Origin of the sequence: Streptomyces sp. NPDC056161, assembly GCF_042268025.1 — a bacterium.
In the GTDB taxonomy this organism is placed as follows: domain Bacteria; phylum Actinomycetota; class Actinomycetes; order Streptomycetales; family Streptomycetaceae; genus Streptomyces.
Genome location: NZ_JBHJUV010000033.1, coordinates 35,287 through 55,913 on the forward strand (window position 1 = coordinate 35,287; position 20,627 = coordinate 55,913).

The window sequence follows — 20,627 nt, forward strand, 5'->3', positions numbered from 1 at the left end:
GTGAACGGGGTGTGTTACTCGCCCTTGGCCTTCGCGATGATCTCCTCGGCGACGTTCCGCGGAACCTCGGCGTAGGAGTCGAACTGCATCGAGTAGCTCGCGCGACCCGATGTCTTGCTGCGGAGGTCGCCGACGTAGCCGAACATCTCCGACAGGGGCACGAGGCCCTTCACGACGCGGGCACCGGCCCGCTCCTCCATGGCCTGGATCTGGCCACGGCGGGAGTTGATGTCGCCGATGACGTCACCCATGTAGTCCTCGGGCGTGGTGACCTCGACGGCCATCATCGGCTCCAGCAGGACGGGCTTGGCCTGGCGAGCGGCCTCCTTGAACGCCTGCGAACCGGCGATCTTGAACGCCAGCTCGGAGGAGTCGACCTCGTGGTAGGCACCGTCGAGCAGGGTGACGCGCACGCCGGTCATCTCGTAACCGGCGAGGATGCCGAACTGCATGGCCTCCTGCGCACCGGCGTCCACCGAAGGGATGTACTCCTTCGGCACGCGGCCACCGGTCACCTTGTTCACGAACTCGTACGACGCGTCGCCGCTCTCGATCGGCTCGATCGCGATGATGACGCGGGCGAACTGGCCGGTACCACCCGTCTGCTTCTTGTGGGTGTACTCGACCTTCTCGACCGCCCGGCGGATCGTCTCGCGGTACGCGACCTGCGGCTTGCCGACGTTGGCCTCGACCTTGAACTCACGCTTCATGCGGTCGACCAGGACCTCAAGGTGAAGCTCGCCCATACCGCCGATGACGGTCTGGCCGGTCTCCTCGTTGGTGTGGACCTGGAAGGACGGGTCCTCCTCGGCCAGGCGCTGGATGGCGACACCCAGCTTCTCCTGGTCGCCCTTGGACTTGGGCTCGATCGCGACCTCGATGACCGGCGCCGGGAAGTCCATGGACTCCAGGATCACCGGCTGCTTGTCGTCGCACAGCGTCTCACCGGTGGTGGTCTGCTTCAGGCCCATCACGGCGACGATGTCGCCGGCGCCCACCGACTCGATCTCCTCACGCTTGTTGGCGTGCATGCGGTAGATCTTGCCGATGCGCTCCTTGCGGCCCTTGACGGAGTTCAGCACGGCGGTGCCGGACTCCAGACGGCCGGAGTACACGCGGACGAAGGTGAGCTTGCCGAGGTGCGGGTCGCTCATGATCTTGAACGCCAGCGCGGACAGCGGCTCCTCGTCGGACGGCTTGCGCCGGACGACCTCCTCCGGGTTCTTCACGTCGTGGCCCTCGATGGCCTCGACGTCGAGCGGGGAGGGGAGGTAGCGCACGACCGCGTCGAGCAGGGGCTGGACGCCCTTGTTCTTGAACGCGGTACCGCAGAACACCGGGGTGACGGTGATGTCCTCGCTCTTGCCGGACGCGATGGTGATACGACGGACCGCGGCGTACAGCTGCTCCACGGAGGGCTCCTCGCCCTCCAGGTACAGCTCCATGATCTCTTCGTCGTTCTCGGCGACGGCCTCGATGAGCTTGCCGCGCCACTCCTCGGCGGCCTCGGTGTGCGTGGCCGGGATGTCGACAGTGTCGTACATCTCGCCCTTGGTCGCCTCGGCGGACCACACCAGGGCCTTCATCGTGACCAGGTCGACGACGCCCTTGAAGTCGGCCTCGGCACCGATCGGCAGCTGCATGACCAGCGGCTGCGCGCCCAGACGGTCGGAGATCATGTCGACGCAGCGGTGGAACTCGGCACCGGTGCGGTCGAGCTTGTTCACGAAGCAGATACGCGGAACGCCGTAGCGGTCCGCCTGACGCCACACGGTCTCGGACTGCGGCTCAACACCGGCGACGCCGTCGAACACCGTCACCGCACCGTCGAGCACGCGCAGAGAGCGCTCCACCTCGACCGTGAAGTCGACGTGACCCGGGGTGTCGATGATGTTGATGGTGTGGTCGACGTCTTCCAGCGGCCAGTGACAGGTGGTGGCAGCAGAAGTGATCGTGATGCCACGCTCCTGCTCCTGCTCCATCCAGTCCATGGTGGCAGCACCGTCGTGGACCTCACCGATCTTGTACGAGACACCGGTGTAGAACAGGATCCGCTCGGTGGTCGTCGTCTTGCCCGCGTCGATGTGGGCCATGATGCCGATGTTGCGCACCCTGGCCAGGTCAAGCGAAGTGGTAGCCATGAGGCTTCAGTCTTCTCTCGGTTCTCGATGGGGTAGCGACTACCAGCGGTAGTGCGCGAAGGCCTTGTTGGACTCGGCCATCTTGTGCGTGTCCTCGCGCTTCTTCACCGCGGCACCGAGGCCGTTGGAGGCGTCGAGGAGCTCGTTCAGCAGACGCTCGGTCATGGTCTTCTCGCGCCGGGCGCGGGAGTAACCGACCAGCCAGCGCAGCGCCAGGGTGTTGGCACGGCCGGGCTTGACCTCGATCGGGACCTGGTAGGTGGCGCCACCGACACGGCGGGACTTGACCTCAAGGGTCGGCTTGATGTTCTCAAGAGCGCGCTTCAGCGTGATGATCGGGTCGTTGCCCGTCTTCTCACGCAGGCCCTCCATGGCGCCGTAGACGATGCGCTCGGCGGTGGAGCGCTTGCCGTTCAGCAGCACCTTGTTGATCAGGGAGGTCACCAGAGGGGAGCCGTAGACCGGGTCGATGATGACCGGACGCTTCGGGGCGGGGCCCTTACGAGGCATTCTTACTTCTCCTTCTTGGCGCCGTAACGGCTGCGGGCCTGCTTGCGGTTCTTGACACCCTGGGTGTCGAGGGAGCCACGGATGATCTTGTACCGAACACCCGGCAGGTCCTTCACACGGCCGCCGCGCACGAGCACGATGGAGTGCTCCTGCAGGTTGTGTCCCTCACCCGGAATGTAAGCGGTGACCTCGATCCCGCTGGTCAGGCGCACACGTGCGACCTTACGCAGGGCCGAGTTCGGCTTCTTCGGGGTGGTCGTGAACACACGCGTGCAGACGCCACGGCGCTGAGGAGAACCCTCAAGTGCGGGCGTCTTGTTCTTCTCGACCTTGTCCTGCCGGCCCTTGCGGACCAGCTGCTGGATCGTGGGCACTACTTCTCCGGTTTCTGTGTGCCGATAGGTACTACTAACCTGGAACATCTCCGACCCACGCGGTCGGGTGTGTCGAATCCCGCAGACTCCCGCCGCAAGACGGAAAGGGCGCAGATTACGGTGGCCGGTGTCGGCTCGCCACGCGGTTGTAGGCACGCAGGAGAGCCAGGGCACACCCCAGGCACAAGGTCTGAGCGTACCCAGCGCTTTCGCTGCGGTCAAAACAAATACGCGTCACGCGTACCGCGGCGCCGGGCGTGTCAAGCCTCCACCCCGTAGATGATCTACGAATCGGTGATCCGCGCACGTCGCAGACCGTTCCGTAATCGTCGCCCGGCGTTTCACCGTACGACGGGGAACGACCATCGTCGAATGCTCCGGCTGCCACCGAATACGAGGACGACCCCTATACAGCAGGGCGGCCGTGCGGTAAAGGGCCGGATCCGGAAGATAGGGGCGGGGACGAGAGCCGGCGAGGAGGAGAGCCGACGAGGGGAGAGTCGAGCCGGCGGGGACGAGAGCCGGCGAGGAGGAGAGCCGACGAGGCCGTAGGGATGGGCGCGAGCGGCCCCGGCCCCCTACGACCCCTGCGACCCCTGCGACCCCTACGGCCCCTGCGACCCCTACGGCCCCTGCGACCCGTCGAAGATCACCGCGGGGCGCGGCGGGCCGCGGCGCGCTCCGCCGCGAAGACGTCCTCCAGACGGAACAGTGCCGCACGGCCCGCCTTGCCGGCGGCCTTGAGGTGGCCCAACTGGACCCATTTGCGAATGGTGGCCGGTGCGACACCGGCCTCCCGGGCGGCGAGGGCTCCGGGGATCAGCGTCGGCTGCTCGGTCCTCACCGGCGGCTCCACTCCCCCTCGCTCCAGGTGTGCCGGTAGGCCGGGTCGTCGTGGCAGCCGCAGTCGGGCTCCGGGCAGCGGCAGCCGGGGTTGACGCAGAGGACGGCGGCGCGGTCCGGGAAGGCCCGCAGCGAGACGGAGTCGCACCAGGGGCAGCGGCCGAAGACCCGTACGACGGTCTCGGTGTCACCCAGCGCACGGGCGCACCGGCGGGCCATCCGGCGGGTCTCGTCCCGTACGTGCGCGGCGAGTACGGCATCGGCGGCCACGTCGCCGAGCAGGGCCGCGATCCGGCGCAGCCGTTCGGGCACGGACGCGCGGCGCGCACGCGGCAGCCCGAGCCGGTCCCGTACCGCCTCCTCCAGTTCGACCACGCCGTCGGTGATGTCCCGGATGGCGTCGGAGATGTGCAGGCGCAGCGGGGCGGCGCTGTGGCCGGGGGCGACGAGTCCGTGCCGTTGCTGGAGGAGCAGCGCCTCCGCGCGTTCCTCGCGGAGGCGGTCGGCCGGGGCGGGCGGGGGCGGGGCGGCCGGGCGGTGGGCCGGGGTGGCGCGGCCCGGGGCGAGTTCGGCGGACAGCTCGGGGAACTGCCGGACGAGCAGGGCGATCCAGAGGGCGGCGCGCTCGGTGGGGTCCGGGGAGTCCGGGAGGCCCGGGGACTCCGAAACGCTCGGGGAGTCCGGGGAGTCCGGGGAGTCCGGGGAGTTGAGCGGGCGTGAGGGTGCCGGCGAGTCAAGGGAATTGAGCGAGTGCGAGCGGGCCGGGGGGTCCGGACACGGCCGGACCTGCGGCTCACTGCGGGGACGGGTGACCTGGCCCGGCTGGACCGTCGTTCTCGGATGGGGTGGTGGGCACGGGCCGGTGACGGACACGGGACCTCCCTCTCGGTCGGGTGGGGTGAGACGTGCGGCGCGCACGGTGGGACAGGTGTGACGCAGGTGCTCACTTTTTCAGATTGCGCGCGCGCTCGCAACAAAACGTCACGCGAGAAGCCCTCAACACCCCCCAGCCGCCGCCCCCTTACACCAAATCACCCTTCAATGCGACGATTTTTTGCACAGATACCACGAGACATGCATAATTCCGTGCGCGCAAGCAAGCTAAACTGCCCTCCTCCAAAGGAAGCGAGCACTCAGATGACCAGCCGGGATCTGGACGCGTTCGCCGCTTGGGTCGAGGACCTGGTGCGCGACCGCGGGTACGACATCGACAGCCCGCGCGGCGGTGGCAAGTCGCGCCTCGCCGACGAGGCGGGGGTGCATCGCGCCGCCGTCACCCGCCTGCTCCAGCGGCAGAGCATGCCGGACCTGGAAACCACGCGCCGGCTCGCCCGGGTGCTCGGGGTACCGGTCCGCGAGATGCTCATCCGCTCCGGCCGGCTCACGGCCGAGGAACTGGCCGAGCCGCACGATTACTTGACCTCCCCCGCGTCCGGCGCGGATCTGGGCCGCCGCCCGACCCTGGAGGAGGTCGCCGACCTGCTGGGGGTGCCGGACGACCGGCGGGAGATGTTCGTCCGCGTGGTCGAGCAGTTCCTGCCGAACGGTGAACCGGCCGGCGACCACGCCGCCGAGGACGCCCGGGTACCGGAGGAAGCGGTCACCGGGTCGTCGCACACCGCCGACTGAACTCCGGCCGCCCTGCGCCCGGCTCCACCCCCGCACCCCTGGGGCCAGCACCCCCCTGAAACCCCGAAACCCCGAAACGGCCCCCCGCCCCTCCCCCTCTCCCGCTCCCCCTGCCCGCTCCCCTCTCCCCGCTCCCCTCTCCCCGCTCCCCTCTCCCCGCTCCCCGCTCCCACCTCGCACTTACGCCCGTTCGGGCCTCCTGACGCGCCTCTCGGCGGAACTCCGCAGAACTCCTCCGCGATTTTAGTTGCGTGCGCGCACGATCCTCTGTCACAGTTGGTGCAGCGGCGGAGCTGTGCCCGCAGGCCGGCCGCACACTGGCTCGTCGCGTCCTGCACGCCCTCCCGAAGCTGCCACGAGGTGACCGGCATGACCACACCCACCCCACCGAGCACGTTCCCGGACGTCGAGGCCATGGTCGTCGACATCCTGGACGACGATCCGAGGCTTTCCGGCGCGCTCGTCACCGTCCAGGCGCCGCCGGGCTTCGACGGCACGGCCCCCGCCGTGTTCGTCAACCGGCGCGGCGGCGCCTGGGTCGGCGAACGCCACGTCGACCAACCGCTGATCGAGCTGGAGGTGTACGGCCCGACCAAGCACGCCGCACACGTCCTGGCCAACGACGCCCGCCAGATCCTGCTCTCCGCGGCGGGCAACCGGTACGGCACGAACCTCATCACGGAGGTCGAGGAACAGGACGGCCCGCGCTGGCTGCCCGACTACCTCTACTCCGCGGCCAACCGCTACGTCACCGTGATCAAGGTGTTCGTGGACGTCTACTGACGGCCGTACGCACGTCGTACCCGCCGACCGCACGGAGCGTCGCGCCCGCCCCACCCGAGCGGCGGGTCCCACGCCGCACGCTCCGCTCCCACAGACCGAAGGCCCCGCCACCCCGGCGGGGCCTTCGCCGTACCCGGGCCACCGCGTACGGCAGCACCACCGCACCACGCACAGGCACCACACACAGGCACCACGCACGCACCACGCACGCACCACACACACCACGAACGACCACAAGGAGAACCACCACCATGGCAGGAACCAACTCGTCCGAGATCCGGATCGCCGGCGTAGGCCGCCTCTACGTGGCCAAGGCCGACACCGACATCCCGACGACCTTCGGCCCCGACACCGCCACCGACTGGGCGCAGTGGACGGACCTGGGCTTCACCTCCGGCGACGGCGTCACCTTCAGCAAGAAGGACAAGCTGGAGCCGGTCGACGTGTGGCAGGCCGTCAGCCCGGTGCACTTCGTGTACTCGGACCGCGACCTGACCCTGAAGTTCTCGCTGATGCAGTTCAACAAGGACACGCTGCCGTTCTTCATGGGCGGCGGTTCGGCGGAGGCGCTGACCACTCCGACGGGTGTCTACAAGTACGACGTCGCCGACCGGCCGTACGCCGACGCGCGCGCCCTCGGCCTGGAGTTCACGGACCGGACGGCCGACGGCGCCGACGTCACCTACCGCTTCGGCATCAAGCGCGGCCAGGTCACGGCGGCGGACGACATCAAGCTGGCCCGCAAGGCCGCGGCCCAGCTCGGCGTCACCTTCACCGCGATGGCCAGTCCCGACGGCTCGGCGCTGGCCAGCTTCGTGATGAAGGACGCCGCGTACGCCGGTTCCGCCGCGTCCTGACCCGCCGGGGTGGGACAGGCGCCCCGCCTGTCCCACCCCGCTTCCTCCCAATCCTCCCTTCCCTTCCCCTCCCCTTCCGCACTGCCTTCTTCATCACTGCCTTCTTCATGAGGAGTACGCATCACCATGGCCCGTTTCGACGTCAACGCAGCCCGCGCCCAGCGCCTCGAAGCCCTCGGCCGCACCTGGTCGTTCGAGCTGGACGACGAGAGCTTCACCCTGCCCACGGAGCTGAGCCGCGCCACCGCGAAGGCGCTGCGCAAGCTCGACGACAACGACGTGGACGGGCTGCTCGCGCTGCTCCTGGGCGAGCAGCAGTTCGCCCGCTTCGAACAGCACGAGATCACCATGCAGGACATCGCCGCCATCCTGGAGGCCTACGGCAAGGAGACCGGGCTCGGCCTGGGGGAAGGCTGAGCCTCGTCGGGTTCGTCGACGAACACGCCGAGGCCCTCGAAGCGGACCTGCTCCGCTACTACGGCATCGACCTGCTCGACTGGCACCGCGAGATGCTGTCCGCACGACGGCTCGCGGTACTGGTCAAGCACCTGCCGCGGGACAGCGCCCTGAACCGGGAACTGCACGGCGAGGCCGCCGACTGGTCGGTCTCCGACCATCTGCTGGCCGCCGCCGTGGACCATCTGGCGGCGGCGAACTGGATGTTCGCGTGCGTCAACTCGGAGGAGGGCGACCAGCCGGAGCCACCGGCGCCGGTGCCGCGTCCGTCGTACGGCGACGAGGCCGACGGGACTGACGAGGCCGACGACGCCGACGGGGCTGTCGAAGCGGCCACCGCCGGGGCGGCTCGGTCCCCGATCGCCGAACCGCACCCCGGCCCGGACACGGCCGGGTCCGGGTCCGGCTCCGGGTCTGCGCCATCCGCGGCGCAACTGGCCCGGTTCTTCAGCTGAGCGCGCTGACACCTCCGGGTGCGCGGAGCACGCGGTACGGCGGGGGCGGTACGGCCCCGCCGTACCGGGCTACTCGTCCCGGTGCCGGTCGGGAGCCCGGCCCTCCAACTCGTCCGCGAGGGCCCTGGCCTTGTCCGAGAGCCGGGTCCGCTCTTCGTTGCGGTGACCGGCCGGACCGGTCTGCTCCTGCGGCGGCCGGTCCGGCGGCTCCGTCCTGCGTCCCCTGTCCCGTCCGTTGGCGCCCGCCTCCTGCGGCCGGGTCAGCGGAGGCACGCTGGGCCGCCCGTTGCGCCGTACGACCGAGCGCCGCTCGGCGCCGGGCACGGCACGCCTCTCCCGTACCTCGCGGGCGGACAGCAGGGTGTCGGACCCGGGCCCGGGTCCGGCGTCCGCGTCGTGCGGTCCCTCGTCCGCGGCACGGCCCTGCCAGTCACCTTCGACTTCTTCGGACGCGGCGTGGACGACGCCGGCACCGGCACCCCCCTGCCCGCTTCCTTCTCCTTCGTGTCCCCGGTGTCCCTGGCGCCCCTGCTGTCCCTGCTGTCCCTGCTGTCTGTGCTGTCCCTGCTGTTGTCCTTGCGGTCCTCCTCGGTCCGCCTGGCCGAAAACGGGCGTCGGCAGGGGTGTCCCGTCCGCCACGGACCGCTCCCGCTCCCCACGCCGTTCTACCCGCGTCAATTCGGACGGAGGGCGCAGCAGTTGGACGAAGTGCAGGGGAATGACCTCGCCACCGCCATCGGATCGCCGCTCCCCCTCGGACCGGCTCGACGCACGCGGCCGGCGGCCGGTACGGCCGTCCTCCTGCCCCTGGGCGTAGGCGGCGGTGATCCGCTGCTCGTACGCCCGCCGGACGGCCGGAAGCTGCTCGTCAACCACGTCGGCCCAGCCCGCGCTGTAGGCGGCCATCTCCCGTCGGTCGAGTTCGCCGCGCGGCATGATGACGAGATCGTCGGGCTCGTAACCGAGACGGAGCACCAGCTCGGAGACACGAGCGATGAGATGCGGCAGGTCGGGGGCTTGTTCAAGCCAGTCGATCACATGCCGTTGCCGCGCGTTGCTCGCGTCCCCGTCCACCCCATTGGCCTTGCTCTCGTCCCTGCCCCGTCGCGCCCCCACGCGAGGACGGCTGCCCTGCCGCCGCCCACCGTCGTATGACAGGCCCTCAGGCTCCCTACCAGGCCGTGTCATTCACCTTTCTACTGACCAACGGCAGAACGGCCGGATCTTACTCCACGGATCTGACACAACCTTCACTGGATCCCGCATCACCGCAGGTCGGGAACGCGAGGTCGAGGAGCTTGCTCGACAAACACGGACCGGCACCACAAGATTACTCGTACACTAGTTCGAACCGACGCTTCGAACGCTCCAGGAGCGCCGCCTGCACCACCAGCCCAGCGGACAGACCGGAAAGCAGGCCGACATGGCGACAGGCACGAGCAATTCCCCGCACCAGCCGATCGACGCGTACACCCGCCTCGCCCACCTCCTCCCCACCCCGACCCCCGACCGCGAGGCCCTGCTGGACCGGCTGCACGAGGAACTGCTCACTCGGGAGTCACGGGCCTACGCGGCGGGCTGGACGGACGCGCTGACGGAGGCCCGCCGGAGCCGGCCGTAGCCCGACCGCCGGCTCGCCACCCGGTGATCGCCAAGTCGCCCCCGGTTCCGTATCGAGGCATCATTCACGAGGCCGCCCTCCGGGCGAAGTCCGGGGAAAGCCAGCTCAAGCAGTCAACACAGCCGGATCGCACTCGTAACCGGTCACCTCATGGTCAGAACCGCCACGGTATAACCAACGGCGATGCCGAAGCCAAGACAGCAGAACAACATGTCCGTGGTCTTCCAGGCGGACTTCCGCAGCTCAAACTCAGACAGCGCGGAATCCGGCTTCTTCGGGTCGTATACCACGGAGATTTTACTGCTGCTGCCTTTCGGCACATTCTCGGGTGAAACGGATAGGCGATGCTTATCGCCGTCCTGATCCTTGTAGTGAACGATCAGGGAGTAGATTCCGGCATTCCAACTCTCACCGGCGCGGGCACCTGTTACGCACACCCCACGCCGCTTTAGGATAAACCGCCTGAAATATCCCGATGCACCCAGGATGAAAACCGCCACGGGCACCAAGTAGCCCAACAGATAGAAACCCGACATACCCACCCTCCGTCCGGATTTTCATATCATGCCATACGCAAGCGAAGGAGGTAAGTCTCTTGAGTGACGCAGCAAGGATCGCAGCCTTGGAAGACAAGGTCAAAATCCTCCAGCAGGACATGGTCAAGAAGACGGACACCGCAACCCTCAGCAATTATGTCCTCAGCAGCCAGATCCGGCCCGCCGCACTCGCTTCCAGCACCGGCGAAGAAGTGGTGGCAACGCAGAAATGGGTCACCGAGCGGTCTGCGTCAAAGCTCTGGAAACCCGAAGCGGATCCGGGCTTCACCGGAATCGCCTGGCCGACTGGCTCCATAGCCAGTCTCGCCCTCGGTTCCGTGGCCACCATCGGCATCGGCAGCCTCCTCGCCGTGGCACTCCCAACTTTCTATTCACTGCAGGCAGCCTTCGAAAAGAAACTCGAAGCGAGATGGCACATCGTGCGCCGCGCGAGCGGATTCCTCTGGAAGGAATCCGAACAGCAGCGAATCGATCGCTTGATAAAGGAGGGCCTCCCCACAAAGGTCAAGAACGCCCAGAAGCGTCTCAACTATCTAGAGAAAACCGTCGCCCAGTTGAAAAGGAGGTCGAACACGACCAGGCAAGCGGTCCGGCACTCCGAGTCTTCGCCGGCCCTGGCGGGCGCGACCGACCGCGTCGTCATACTGGAGACGCGAGTACGTCTCCTCACGGAAGCTCTCGGGTGAGCCTGCTTCGGCTTCGCCCGGCGCGGCTCCTCATGAATTCTGGAGGCTCACATGTCCCTCGTACAGTCCTTGAACCGGTCCTCCACATCGCTGGCCGCCTTTAACCAAAGAGCGAATGCCGCCGCCACGGCCGCCAAGGGAATCGGTGACAGGGCCCGCTCCGCAGATTCCGGGCTCAAGAACCTCAAGTCGTCCGCCCAAAACTCCGGTGGCGAGCTCAAGAAGCTCAAAACCGCGTCCGACCAGGCCGAGAAGTCGTTGGCCAAGGCCGGGAAGACCGGCTCCAGTGCCGGAACCAACCTCGGCAAGTACGAGTCCGGGGCGAGCAAGGCGGCCAAGGGCCAGGACAAGATGAACAAGTCGATGAAGGGCAACTTCTTCGGCATGCTCATGCAGCTCCTGGCGCCGCTCATCCAGAAGGTCATCGACATGGCGACGCAGTCGAAGACCATGCAGAAGGTCATGAAGCAGGCATTCGACGTCATCAAGACCGTGATCAGCACCGTCATGAAGGCCATCGGGCCGATCATGCAGAACGCCGCCAAGTTGATCAAGTCGGTCTGGAACGGGATCAAGTCGGCGATCTCCAACGTCGTCAAGGCGGTCGCCACGGTCATCAAGACCTACGTCAACACCTGGAAGAAGGTCATCAGCACCGCGCTGAACGCGATCAAGACGGTCGTCTCCAGCGTGTGGAACGGCATCAAGGCCGTCATCTCGCCGGTCGTCAACTGGGTCAGGTCCGCGATCCCGAACGCCTTCCAGGCCGTCAAGAACAAGCTGTCCAGCGTCTGGGGCGGCCTCAAGGGCATCGCAAGCAACGCCTTCAACGGCATCAAGAACGCCGTCCGGAGCCCGATCAACGGCGTCATCGGCATCATCAACTCCGCGATCAGCGCCCTCAACCGGATCCACGTCTCCATACCGGGCTGGGTCCCGATGGTCGGGGGCAAGTCCTTCGGCGTCAGCCTGCCGAGGATCCCCGCGCTGGCCACCGGCGGTGTCATCATGCCCCGCTCCGGCGGTGTCCCGGCGATCCTCGCCGAGGCCGGTGAGGCCGAGGCCGTACTGCCGCTCAGCAAGCTCGACCGGCTGCTCAAGGCGGCGGCTGCGCGCGGCCGGGCGTACGCCGGGATCTCCGGTGGCGACGGCAGCGCACTGCACATCGAGAACTACTACGCCGCCGAGACCAGCAGCCCGCAGCGCACCGCCGACGCGCTGATGTTCCTCGCGAAGGCCCGCGGATGAGCAGCGCATCGGTCCCAGCGGGAGGTCCGGCCCAGGATCCGTTGGCGGGCGTCGCGCCGGTAATGCGCCCATTCCAGTCCAGGATTCAGCAGGCCGGCACCGACCTGCGCTCCCTGACCGGTCGGATCAAACAGGCTGCAACGGGTGTCGACCGCGTCGGTTCGGCCGCCTCTCAGGGGGCCACCGTGGTCGGCAGGGCGAAGTCGGCCGCGGAATCCGCCGCCCGTTCGGTCGCGAGGACGGGACAGACGGCAGCAACAGCAACCTCCGGGATCAAGTCCGTCGGCAACAGGGCGACGAGCACCGGAAAATCCCTCAGCAGACTCACCACCGCCCTGGGCGGCGTCTTCGCCATCGTCGGCGCGCTCATCAGCGCCTCCGGTGTCTTCGGCACCCTCCTCAGCACCTTCGGCACCGCCATGACCATAGGTTCCGGCGTGCTGCTCGTCATCAACGCCCTGACCCGTGCCAGCCCCGTCGGCTTCGTCACCGGGCTGCTCCTGCCGGTGGCCGGCCGGCTGATCGATCTCGCGGTGAACTCGGAGACCGGGCAGCGCATCATCGACCAGCTCGCCAAGCTGATCCTCCAGTACGTGCAGGGCTACCTGGCCGTCCTCACACCCCTCCTCCAGGCCATCGCGGGCGCGGTGCACACCTACGTCACCGGCTACCTCACCCTGATCACCACGGCCCTCACCACCATCGGCGCCCTCATCGGCACCGCCTTCGCCGTCGTCAAGGCCCTCGCCACCGGTGACACCCGCGCCCTGAGCGGCAAGGTGTCGGCGGTCTGGCACGGGCTCAAGGACGCCGTACGGCCGGTGGTGGAGTGGATCACCCAGGACATCCCCCGCGGGTTCACCCGGATCAAGGAGGCGACCTCCGGCACCCTGCGCGCGATGGGAGAGTTCGTCACCACCGGCGCGCAGACCGTCGCCGGAGTGATCAAGGGCCCGTTCCAGGGGCTGGTCGCCTTCGCGAACTGGGTGATCGACGGGCTGAACAAGCTCAGCTTCAGCTTCCTCGGCAAGAAGTTCGGCGTGCACCTCAGCAAGATCCCGATGCTCGCGCAGGGCGGGATCGCCGTTCCCGGCGCCGCCCCCAGGGCCGGGAAGGTCCTGTCCCTCGACGCCCTCGACGACCTGGAGCGGCGACGGGCAGCGGCCCGCAGGCAGCGCGGCGCCAACGCCGGTGCCTCCCCACACCGCTACCAGGTCAAGGAGTTCCACGAGAGCCACGGCGCCGGCGCCCACGCCACCGCGACGGACCTGCTGTTCCTGGCCGCCGCGCACGCCGGCGCGTGACCGGCCGCCCGCGACGCCGACGCACGCCCGGCACCCGCCCGCCGCCGCCGCCGGCACCAGCCACCGACACCCACCCGCGCACCCCACGAAGTGAGGTGAAGGCCCCATGGCCGACCTGACCCCAACCGCATACACCGACGACGTTCCCCCCGGCTCACTCATCACCCGCGACGGGCAGATGCAGTGGGCCGGACTGCTGATGGGCCCCGGCACTCCGTACGAGATCGGCAGTGACGGGCTCACCGGCTGGGAGGACCTGCCCGACTACGACACCACCGACGCCGACCACCCCACCGCGCACGGCGCCTGGCCGGGCGCCCGCTACGCCAAGCCCCGCAAGGTCGGCGGCACGGTGTGGAGCGTACCGGCGGCCGACGACACCGCCTCCTCCCTCACCGTGACGCGCGTCCTGCGCCAGGCCCTGCTGCTCGGCGACGCGGAGCGCTGGCTGGCGGTGCGGCTGCACGGCGAGACCCTGGCCGTGCGGGCACGGGTCAGCCAGCGGGTGCTGGCGGCCGACCGGACGTACACCACGCAGGGCGTCGCCAAGGCGTCCGTGCAGTGGTACGCCACCGACCCGCGCCGCTACGCCGTCGACGAGCAGAGCGCGGTCACCGGCGGCCCGCAGCCGGAGAGCGGCCTGACCTGGCCGCTGATCTGGCCGTTGTACTGGGGCGAGACCGCTTCCACCGGTGACGTCGACGCCGACAACAACGGTTCGGCGCCGACGCATCCGGTGCTGACCTTCACCGGTCCGTGCGGCAACCCCACGGTGACCGAACGGTCGTCGGGCCGCAGGCTGCGCTACGAGATCGGGCTCGCCACCGGCGACGAGCTGGTCGTGGACACCGCCGCCGGGACCGTCACGCTCAACGGCACCGCCTCGCGCCGCCACACCGCCGCGGGCGACAGCAGCCCCGAGGAGCTGTTCGCCTTCGAACCCGGCCGGGCCCGGCTCGCCTTCCGGCCGGACAGCTACGGCGCCGGCGCGCAGCTCCAGGTCCGCTGGCGCTCGGCGGAGTGGTGACAACATGACCGTACGAGCGTCCTGGCTCACCGAAACCGGACAGACCAGGGAGGACACCCGACTCGGTCTGTCGGGTCTGCTGACCGTCAACGCGGGCGCTGCGGAGAACATCCCGCTCAAGGGGCGCGGCGGCATCGTCCCGGGCGGGTTCGAACTCACCGGCGGCCCCGGGACGATGACGTTCACGATCGGCGTGGGCCGTGCCTTCGTGCAGGGCGGCCGGCTGCTCCAGGGCGTCTACCCGGTGGTGGTGACCGACCCCGAGACCTTCACCGTGCCGGACGGCGACGCCCTGTACAGCCGGATCGATCTCGTCGAACTGGTCGTCAGGGACGACCCGTACGACGGCACCCACGCCGCGGAGGCGATGATCCGCCTGGTCGTGGGCGCCCCCGCGGCCACGCCGACCGTGCCGAACAGCCCCGACGGCACCGCCCTGCCGCTCTACCGGATCCTGGTACCGGCCGGCGCCTCCGCCGGTACCGAGCCGCTCGACTGGACCACGGCGGTCACCAACCTGCGCTACGCGACCGCCGCGCTCGGCGGGATCGTCCCGGCCAGCGGCTTCAACGGCGCCTACGCCGGCCAGTACCGGGACACCCCGGGCACCCTCCAGCGCTGGGACGGCACCACCTGGGTGTCGTACCCGAAGGCGGTGGGCGGTATCGCCCCGGCCGGCGCGCTGACCGGCGGGAGTTACACCGGCCAGTACCAGGAGAACGCCGCCGGGCAGCTCCAGCGCTGGGACGGCTCGGCCTGGCAGTACGCGGAGGGACGCTCGAAGATCCTGCTGAGCGTCGAGCAGAGCACGACGCAGTCCGTGGCCAACAACACCTGGAGCCAGATCACCCTGTCCACCGTCGACGTGGACGACGTCGGCGGCTGGTCCGGGTCGAACACGTACACGGTGTCCCGGACCGGCTGGTGGCGAGTGACCGGCGGCGTCACCTGGACCGGGGAACCCACCGGCTCGCGCGGCGCCCGGATCGCCCAGAACGGCTCCGGTGTGCCCCGCGCCACCTGGCTGGTCGGCGCCGGACCGGGCGCGACCAGCGTCGGCGGCAGCGTCCTCCTCAGGTGCGCGGCCGGCGACAGGCTCGCGCTGTACGGGTTGCAGAACTCGGGCGCCGCCCTCACCACGCTCGGCGGCTCCGGCTACGCCACCGACTTCACCGCGGAATGGCTCCGTTCCTGAACGCCGCCCGCACCTCCACCCGCACCTCCACCCGCACCCCCGCCCGCACGACACCAAAGGAGACCCGCACATGAACCTGCGCAGCTCATGGGTGGCGCAGACCGGCCAGACCCGCGAGGACACCCGGCTGACCCAGATCGGCGCGACCACCCCGGCCAATCCGCTGGAGGTCCGCTCCGGCATCCTGCCCGGGTCCTACGACGGCCTGTCCCGGCTGTCCGGCTTCTGGATGGAGGGCGCCCCGGGCGCCATGACGGCGGTCGTCCACGAGGGGCGGGCCATCATCCAGGCGGGCCCCAGCCAGGGCGCCTACCCGGTCGCCCTGCCCGAACCGACGCCCCTCACCTTCGCCGACGGCGAGGCGAACCCCCGGATCGACCTCGTCGTCCTGAAGATCAGCGACGCGCAGTACGACAACTCCGAGGAGACCGGGGCCAGAGCCACGCTGGAGATCGTCAAGGGCGAGCCGGGCGTCACCCCGGTGCCGCCCCGCGCCCCCGCCATCGGCCTGCCGATCTACCAGGTCCGGGTCGGCGCGGGGATCAGCGCCGGCAAGGGCGGGATCAACTGGAGCACCGACGTCACCGATCTGCGCACGCCGACGGTCGCCGTCGGCGGCATCCTGCCGGTCTACGGCGACACCGGCAACGGCTCCTACCCGGGGCAGTACCGCGACTCCGGCGGCGCGCTCCAGCGCTGGGACGGCTCGGCATGGGTGTCGTACCCGAGCGCCCTGGGCGGCATCGCGCCGGCCGGTACGGTCGCCACGGCCAGCTACACCGGCCAGTACCGGGACTCCTCCGCCGGGCTGTTGCAGCGCTGGAACGGCACGACGTGGGTGTCGTACCAGCCGGTGCCCTCCTGGACCGACTACACGCCGAAGTGGGGCGTCGAGGCGGGTACGGCGCCCACCATCGGCAACGGCACGATCGCCGGGTCGTACGTGAAGACGGGCACGGTCGTCCACGTCCGGATCTATCTGAAGATCGGTTCGACGACCAACCTGTCCGCCCAGGGCACCGACTGGACGTTCTCGCTGCCGGTCGCCCCGGTCAACACGGCCTGGAAGCTGGACGGGCGGGTGCTGAGCGTCGAGGCGTACGACTCCTCGACTCCCACGCTGTTCTACCAGGGCACCGCGCTGCTCTCGACGACGAGCGGCGGCATCGTCCGTTCGCTCCGCGACACCCTCAAGATCAGCTCCGGCGTCTGGGGCAAGGCGCAGCCCTTCACCTGGGCGTCGGGAGACGTGCTGTCCATCCACGGGACCTACGAGTCCGCCTCCTGACCGCGGCGGTGCGTGCCGCGACACCCGCCCGTCCCGGCCCGCATGCCGCGCGTGCCGCGACACCCGCCCGTCCCGGCCCGTATGCCGCGCGTGCCGCGACACCCGCCCGCACCGGTCCGCATGCCGACCGATCGCCCGAACATCACCAACCCGCCTGATTCACAAAGGAGTCGACCATGCCGCTGCGCTCCGGATGGCTGTCCCCGGACAGCCAGTCCCGCGAGGACACCCGGCTCGTCTCGCTCGGCGCCCTCACCCCGACCTCGCCCGTGGCCACCCGCTCCGGCATCCTGCCCGGCTCGCCGGACGGCCAGTGGCGGATCACCGGGTTCACCCTGACCGGCACCCCCGGCACCATGTCCGCCACCGTCAGCCCCGGCCGGGCGATCGTCCAGGGCACCGACGCCCAGGGCGCCTACCCGGTCGCCCTCACCGAGTACCTGCCGCTGACCTTCGCCGACGGCGCCGCCCAGTACGCGCGGATCGACCTGGTCGTGCTGCGGATCCACGACGAGTACCGCGACGGCGACACCATCCGCACCGAGGCCGCCGTGGAGATCGTGCAGGGCGAGGCGGCGGCCGTCCCGGTCGTCCCACCGCTGCCTTCCCTGTCGATCCCCCTGTACCAGGTGCTCGTGCCGGCCAACGCGAGCACCGGCACCACCGCCATCGACTGGGACAAGGCCCTGACCGGCATGCGCACCGCCACCGTCGCGATCGGCGGCATCCTGCCGGTCACCACCGACACCACGAACGGCGCCTACCCGGGCCAGTACCGGGACGTGAGCGGCGGGCTCCAGCGCTGGAACGGCACCGCCTGGGACGCCTTTCCGCAGTACCCGACCTGGCAGAGCTGGACACCGGCCTGGACGACCGGTACCGGCAACGCCACCCCGTCGTTCGGCAACGCCACGGTCAACTGCCGGTACGTCAAGTTCGGCAGGACCGTGCACCTGAGCTTCTCCATCCAGTTCGGCAGCACCACCACCTTCGGCACCAACCCCGGCACCGACGACAACTGGCGGTTCTCGCTGCCGGTCGCCGCGTCCGCCGCCCACCCCGTGATCGGCTTCGCCGAACTGTCCGGGAACAACAACCTGCGCATGGTCAGCCGGATCAACCTCGGCACGACCACCGCCTTCGAACTGAACATCAGCACGGGCCGGGTCGACTCCGTGGCGACCGTCCAGCCGTACTACGGCTCCGTGGACGCCCTGTCGCCGTGGACCTGGACCAGCCCGTACGCCATCCGGGGCACCGCCACCTACGAGGCCGCCGCATGACGACGAACATCAACACCCCCTACCGCGCGATCTTCTGCGATCTGCGCACCGACTCCACCATCGACATCCTGCCGCTGCGCGACGTCACGGTGGACGACTACATCGGCAAGGCCGGTTCGCTCTCCGGCACCGTCCCGATCCCGGACCGGGCGATGGCCGCGCGGGCCCGCCGCATCGAGGAGGGCCGCACCTCGGTCTACCTCCAGCGCGGAAATGACCTGTGGTGGGGCGGCATCGTGTGGACCAGCACCCTGGAAAGCGACGAACAGGGGGTGCTCACGCTCGGCATCCAGGCGGCGACCTTCGAGTCGTACGCGAGCCGACGGCTGGTCCGGGCGCACACGGCCGCGTACGACCCCACCTACAAGCTCCAGCTCACCGGCCCGCAGTTCGACGTCGCGCGGGCGCTGTGGAAGGACCTCCAGACCGGGCTGCCGGGCGGCGACATCGGCGTCACCTACGGCGACGAGGTCTCGGACGTGTCCCGCTCGGTCAGCCACCGGGACGGCGACGAGACGGTCTACCTCGACGCCCTGGACGCGCTGGCGGCACTGGAGCACGGCTTCGAGCACTACGTCTCCGTCTATCTCGACCCCACCACCGGCGCCCGGGTGCGCCGGCTGCGGCTGGGCAGCCCGACGATCACCACCGGCAGCACCGACCTGGTGCTGGACCGGCCGGGCACGATCCTGTCGTACTCCTTCCCGCGCGACGCCACCCGCGGCGGCACCACCGCTCGGGCCCGGGGCGCGTCGGCCAACGACGACCAGGCTTCCGAGTCCCGGCCGGTCTGCTCCACGGTCGCGGTGGCCACCGAGTTGATCGAGCAGGCCGGGTATCCGCGCATCGACCTGACCTCGGACCACAACGACATCACCGACACGAACACCCTGACCGCCCTCGCCCGCACCGAACTGGCCGCCGCCACCGGGGCGGTGGTGATCCCGGAGATCACCGTCATGCTCGACGACCTGGTACCGACCGCGCTGCTCGGCCGGATCGCGCGCATCCGGATCACCGACGAGTGGTTCACCGAGGGCCTGGACGCCCGCTACCGGATCATCGGCGTCAACGTCAGCCCCGCCCAGCGCGGCCGGCCGGACACCGCCCAGCTCTACCTGGAGGTGGCCTGATGCCCCAGCTGCCCGAGGACATCATCGACCGGCTGACCCAGCTGGAACGCCGGATCCAGCAACTGTCCACCGCGGTCAACACCCGGCCCGCCCTCAACCGGATCTCCGGCGGCGGGGTGGAGATCACCGACGGCGGCTATCTCAACGTCCGGCCGCCGGACGGCGGTCCCGCCGTCTTCTCGGTCGGCCGGTGGAGCGACCAGGAGTACGGTGTGGCGATCCGCCGCCAGACCGGCAGCCTGGCCCTGACCCTGTACAACGGCGACGGCACCAGCACCTCGCAGCAGCCGCTGCGGATCTACGACGCCTACGGCCGGGAGATCGTCTCCGACGACATCGACACCGGCGGAATCGCCAAGCCCTGGCTGAACATGCTGCCGCCGCAGGACGCGACGACCAGTCGCTGGCCGCAGACCAAGGCGACCTCGTACACGACCGTCGCGATGTCGTACAACATCGTCTGGCAGCCGGTGATGCGGCTCCTCATGAACACCCGGGCCGACTCCGGCACCACCGGCTCCGTCCGGGTGCAGGTCAACGGCTCCCCGTGGGGCAGCACCGTCAGCGCGGGCTCGGGCTTCGACTTCACGGGGGCGATCAGCACCAACTTCCCGGCGGTCTACGGCACCCTGCTCAAGGTCGAGATCCAGGCGCTGGTCAGCACCGGAACCGGCTCCGTCTACGCCCAGCCGGTCCTCATGTACGGCCGCCAGACCGTCTGACGCACGACCGTCCACGACCCGAGGAAGGACCTTCGACCATGGACATCGACACCAGCCAGCCCTGGGGCCTCGCGATCGACTTCGCCGGCCGGGCCACCATCACCGAGGCCGGTCACACCGTCTACATCAACGTCGCCGACACCAGCGTGAGCAACATCATCGGGCCCGACTCGCTCACCGGTACGTACTCCCCGGTCCACGTCACCGCCCAGTTCACCGAGAAGGGTGCCCACAACACCGTGCTGCGGGGCGGCGGCATGATCACGGTCATGCCGGTCGGCACCGACCCGGTCGTCCCCGACCAGACCGCGATCCAGCAGGCGGTGGCCGCCGCCCTGGCCGACTTCGCGGACAACGTGAGCGCCTGTACGGCCCTGTGCGCCCAGTGGACCAGTCCCGGGGACGGTTCGGGCGGCACCGGCGACCCGGCCGAACCGCCCGCGGACGGTGGCACCGACCCGCTCACCGCCGCCGAGGCCACGACGGACGGCCCCGCCTGACGTCCCGCGCTCCGC

At 69.6% G+C, this 20,627-nt stretch carries 23 protein-coding genes; 16 read left to right on the top strand and 7 right to left on the bottom strand.

Annotated features, from left to right (window positions below; all coding sequences use genetic code 11):
* Window positions 1-14: 14 nt before the first annotated feature.
* The 5 genes from fusA to ACFC09_RS27750 form a co-directional block, all read right to left on the bottom strand.
* A complete protein-coding gene (gene fusA, locus ACFC09_RS27730; RefSeq protein WP_376533048.1) occupies window positions 15-2,141 on the bottom strand; it encodes an elongation factor G in 2,127 nt (708 codons plus the stop codon).
* A 39-nt stretch (window positions 2,142-2,180) separates the two neighbouring features.
* Complete coding sequence (gene rpsG / locus ACFC09_RS27735) at window positions 2,181-2,651, bottom strand: 30S ribosomal protein S7 (protein WP_003992340.1); 471 nt, start codon at window positions 2,649-2,651, stop codon at window positions 2,181-2,183.
* Between the two features lie 2 nt (window positions 2,652-2,653).
* Window positions 2,654-3,025, bottom strand: coding sequence for a 30S ribosomal protein S12 (gene rpsL, locus ACFC09_RS27740; RefSeq protein ID WP_003948652.1), 372 nt, complete (start codon window positions 3,023-3,025; stop codon window positions 2,654-2,656).
* 649 nt (window positions 3,026-3,674) lie between these two features.
* Window positions 3,675-3,869 (bottom strand): hypothetical protein, encoded by a 195-nt coding sequence (locus ACFC09_RS27745; protein ID WP_376533049.1) that lies wholly within the window; start codon window positions 3,867-3,869, stop codon window positions 3,675-3,677.
* The gene (locus ACFC09_RS27750) at window positions 3,866-4,741 is read right to left on the bottom strand and encodes a hypothetical protein (RefSeq protein WP_376533050.1); all 876 of its coding nucleotides are present in this window, start codon (window positions 4,739-4,741) and stop codon (window positions 3,866-3,868) included. The genes ACFC09_RS27745 and ACFC09_RS27750 overlap by 4 nt, the downstream gene beginning before the upstream one ends.
* A gap of 264 nt (window positions 4,742-5,005) precedes the next feature.
* On the opposite strand from ACFC09_RS27750, the gene ACFC09_RS27755 reads away from it, so the two are divergent.
* From ACFC09_RS27755 to ACFC09_RS27775, 5 genes are all read left to right on the top strand, one after another.
* Window positions 5,006-5,497, top strand: a complete 492-nt coding sequence (locus ACFC09_RS27755; protein WP_376533051.1) for a helix-turn-helix domain-containing protein — start codon at window positions 5,006-5,008, stop codon at window positions 5,495-5,497.
* 369 nt (window positions 5,498-5,866) lie between these two features.
* Window positions 5,867-6,280 (top strand): hypothetical protein, encoded by a 414-nt coding sequence (locus tag ACFC09_RS27760; protein WP_376533052.1) that lies wholly within the window; start codon window positions 5,867-5,869, stop codon window positions 6,278-6,280.
* A 251-nt stretch (window positions 6,281-6,531) separates the two neighbouring features.
* Window positions 6,532-7,137, top strand: coding sequence for a phage tail protein (locus ACFC09_RS27765; RefSeq protein WP_376533053.1), 606 nt, complete (start codon window positions 6,532-6,534; stop codon window positions 7,135-7,137).
* A gap of 126 nt (window positions 7,138-7,263) precedes the next feature.
* Window positions 7,264-7,554: a hypothetical protein gene (locus ACFC09_RS27770; RefSeq protein WP_376533054.1), complete on the top strand. Its 291-nt coding sequence runs from the start codon at window positions 7,264-7,266 to the stop codon at window positions 7,552-7,554.
* A gap of 92 nt (window positions 7,555-7,646) precedes the next feature.
* Entirely contained in the window at window positions 7,647-8,048 is a 402-nt protein-coding gene (locus ACFC09_RS27775) for a hypothetical protein (protein ID WP_376533055.1), read from the top strand.
* Between the two features lie 69 nt (window positions 8,049-8,117).
* On the opposite strand, the gene ACFC09_RS27780 is transcribed toward ACFC09_RS27775, so the two are convergent.
* Entirely contained in the window at window positions 8,118-9,164 is a 1,047-nt protein-coding gene (locus ACFC09_RS27780; protein ID WP_376533056.1) for a hypothetical protein, read from the bottom strand.
* A gap of 307 nt (window positions 9,165-9,471) precedes the next feature.
* On the opposite strand from ACFC09_RS27780, the gene ACFC09_RS27785 reads away from it, so the two are divergent.
* The gene (locus ACFC09_RS27785; protein WP_376533057.1) at window positions 9,472-9,669 is read left to right on the top strand and encodes a hypothetical protein; all 198 of its coding nucleotides are present in this window, start codon (window positions 9,472-9,474) and stop codon (window positions 9,667-9,669) included.
* Between the two features lie 143 nt (window positions 9,670-9,812).
* Here the strand turns inward: ACFC09_RS27785 and ACFC09_RS27790 are convergent, their stop codons facing one another.
* A complete protein-coding gene (locus ACFC09_RS27790) occupies window positions 9,813-10,205 on the bottom strand; it encodes a hypothetical protein (protein WP_376533058.1) in 393 nt (130 codons plus the stop codon).
* A gap of 59 nt (window positions 10,206-10,264) precedes the next feature.
* Here ACFC09_RS27790 and ACFC09_RS27795 point away from each other — a divergent pair, with 59 nt between their 5' ends.
* From ACFC09_RS27795 to ACFC09_RS27840, 10 genes are all read left to right on the top strand, one after another.
* Window positions 10,265-10,912, top strand: a complete 648-nt coding sequence (locus tag ACFC09_RS27795; RefSeq protein ID WP_376533059.1) for a hypothetical protein — start codon at window positions 10,265-10,267, stop codon at window positions 10,910-10,912.
* Between the two features lie 51 nt (window positions 10,913-10,963).
* The gene (locus ACFC09_RS27800) at window positions 10,964-12,160 is read left to right on the top strand and encodes a phage tail protein (RefSeq protein ID WP_376533060.1); all 1,197 of its coding nucleotides are present in this window, start codon (window positions 10,964-10,966) and stop codon (window positions 12,158-12,160) included.
* A 62-nt stretch (window positions 12,161-12,222) separates the two neighbouring features.
* Entirely contained in the window at window positions 12,223-13,464 is a 1,242-nt protein-coding gene (locus ACFC09_RS27805; RefSeq protein WP_376533061.1) for a tape-measure protein, read from the top strand.
* Between the two features lie 106 nt (window positions 13,465-13,570).
* Window positions 13,571-14,491, top strand: coding sequence for a phage tail protein (locus tag ACFC09_RS27810; protein ID WP_376533062.1), 921 nt, complete (start codon window positions 13,571-13,573; stop codon window positions 14,489-14,491).
* Between the two features lie 4 nt (window positions 14,492-14,495).
* Complete coding sequence (locus tag ACFC09_RS27815) at window positions 14,496-15,686, top strand: hypothetical protein (protein ID WP_376533063.1); 1,191 nt, start codon at window positions 14,496-14,498, stop codon at window positions 15,684-15,686.
* A gap of 70 nt (window positions 15,687-15,756) precedes the next feature.
* Window positions 15,757-16,974 carry a hypothetical protein gene (locus ACFC09_RS27820; protein ID WP_376533064.1) on the top strand — a complete coding sequence of 406 codons (1,218 nt, stop codon included), beginning with the start codon at window positions 15,757-15,759 and terminating at the stop codon, window positions 16,972-16,974.
* A gap of 176 nt (window positions 16,975-17,150) precedes the next feature.
* A complete protein-coding gene (locus ACFC09_RS27825; RefSeq protein ID WP_376533065.1) occupies window positions 17,151-18,257 on the top strand; it encodes a hypothetical protein in 1,107 nt (368 codons plus the stop codon).
* Window positions 18,254-19,390 carry a hypothetical protein gene (locus ACFC09_RS27830; protein ID WP_376533066.1) on the top strand — a complete coding sequence of 379 codons (1,137 nt, stop codon included), beginning with the start codon at window positions 18,254-18,256 and terminating at the stop codon, window positions 19,388-19,390. The genes ACFC09_RS27825 and ACFC09_RS27830 overlap by 4 nt, the downstream gene beginning before the upstream one ends.
* The gene (locus tag ACFC09_RS27835) at window positions 19,390-20,112 is read left to right on the top strand and encodes a hypothetical protein (protein WP_376533067.1); all 723 of its coding nucleotides are present in this window, start codon (window positions 19,390-19,392) and stop codon (window positions 20,110-20,112) included. The genes ACFC09_RS27830 and ACFC09_RS27835 overlap by 1 nt, the downstream gene beginning before the upstream one ends.
* A 38-nt stretch (window positions 20,113-20,150) precedes the next feature.
* The gene (locus ACFC09_RS27840) at window positions 20,151-20,612 is read left to right on the top strand and encodes an ATP-binding protein (RefSeq protein WP_376533068.1); all 462 of its coding nucleotides are present in this window, start codon (window positions 20,151-20,153) and stop codon (window positions 20,610-20,612) included.
* Window positions 20,613-20,627 lie beyond the last annotated feature (15 nt).

Bases quoted from the DNA above. Each gene is read 5' to 3' on its own strand.
- fusA (WP_376533048.1), bottom strand. From the start codon at position 2,141: ATGGCTACCACTTCGCTTGACCTGGCCAGGGTGCGCAACATCGGCATC.
- rpsG (WP_003992340.1), bottom strand. From the start codon at position 2,651: ATGCCTCGTAAGGGCCCCGCCCCGAAGCGTCCGGTCATCATCGACCCG.
- ACFC09_RS27755 (WP_376533051.1), top strand. From the start codon at position 5,006: ATGACCAGCCGGGATCTGGACGCGTTCGCCGCTTGGGTCGAGGACCTG.
- ACFC09_RS27760 (WP_376533052.1), top strand. From the start codon at position 5,867: ATGACCACACCCACCCCACCGAGCACGTTCCCGGACGTCGAGGCCATG.
- ACFC09_RS27765 (WP_376533053.1), top strand. From the start codon at position 6,532: ATGGCAGGAACCAACTCGTCCGAGATCCGGATCGCCGGCGTAGGCCGC.
- ACFC09_RS27770 (WP_376533054.1), top strand. From the start codon at position 7,264: ATGGCCCGTTTCGACGTCAACGCAGCCCGCGCCCAGCGCCTCGAAGCC.
- ACFC09_RS27775 (WP_376533055.1), top strand. From the start codon at position 7,647: ATGCTGTCCGCACGACGGCTCGCGGTACTGGTCAAGCACCTGCCGCGG.
- ACFC09_RS27785 (WP_376533057.1), top strand. From the start codon at position 9,472: ATGGCGACAGGCACGAGCAATTCCCCGCACCAGCCGATCGACGCGTAC.
- ACFC09_RS27790 (WP_376533058.1), bottom strand. From the start codon at position 10,205: ATGTCGGGTTTCTATCTGTTGGGCTACTTGGTGCCCGTGGCGGTTTTC.
- ACFC09_RS27800 (WP_376533060.1), top strand. From the start codon at position 10,964: ATGTCCCTCGTACAGTCCTTGAACCGGTCCTCCACATCGCTGGCCGCC.
- ACFC09_RS27805 (WP_376533061.1), top strand. From the start codon at position 12,223: ATGCGCCCATTCCAGTCCAGGATTCAGCAGGCCGGCACCGACCTGCGC.
- ACFC09_RS27810 (WP_376533062.1), top strand. From the start codon at position 13,571: ATGGCCGACCTGACCCCAACCGCATACACCGACGACGTTCCCCCCGGC.
- ACFC09_RS27815 (WP_376533063.1), top strand. From the start codon at position 14,496: ATGACCGTACGAGCGTCCTGGCTCACCGAAACCGGACAGACCAGGGAG.
- ACFC09_RS27820 (WP_376533064.1), top strand. From the start codon at position 15,757: ATGAACCTGCGCAGCTCATGGGTGGCGCAGACCGGCCAGACCCGCGAG.
- ACFC09_RS27825 (WP_376533065.1), top strand. From the start codon at position 17,151: ATGCCGCTGCGCTCCGGATGGCTGTCCCCGGACAGCCAGTCCCGCGAG.
- ACFC09_RS27830 (WP_376533066.1), top strand. From the start codon at position 18,254: ATGACGACGAACATCAACACCCCCTACCGCGCGATCTTCTGCGATCTG.
- ACFC09_RS27835 (WP_376533067.1), top strand. From the start codon at position 19,390: ATGCCCCAGCTGCCCGAGGACATCATCGACCGGCTGACCCAGCTGGAA.
- ACFC09_RS27840 (WP_376533068.1), top strand. From the start codon at position 20,151: ATGGACATCGACACCAGCCAGCCCTGGGGCCTCGCGATCGACTTCGCC.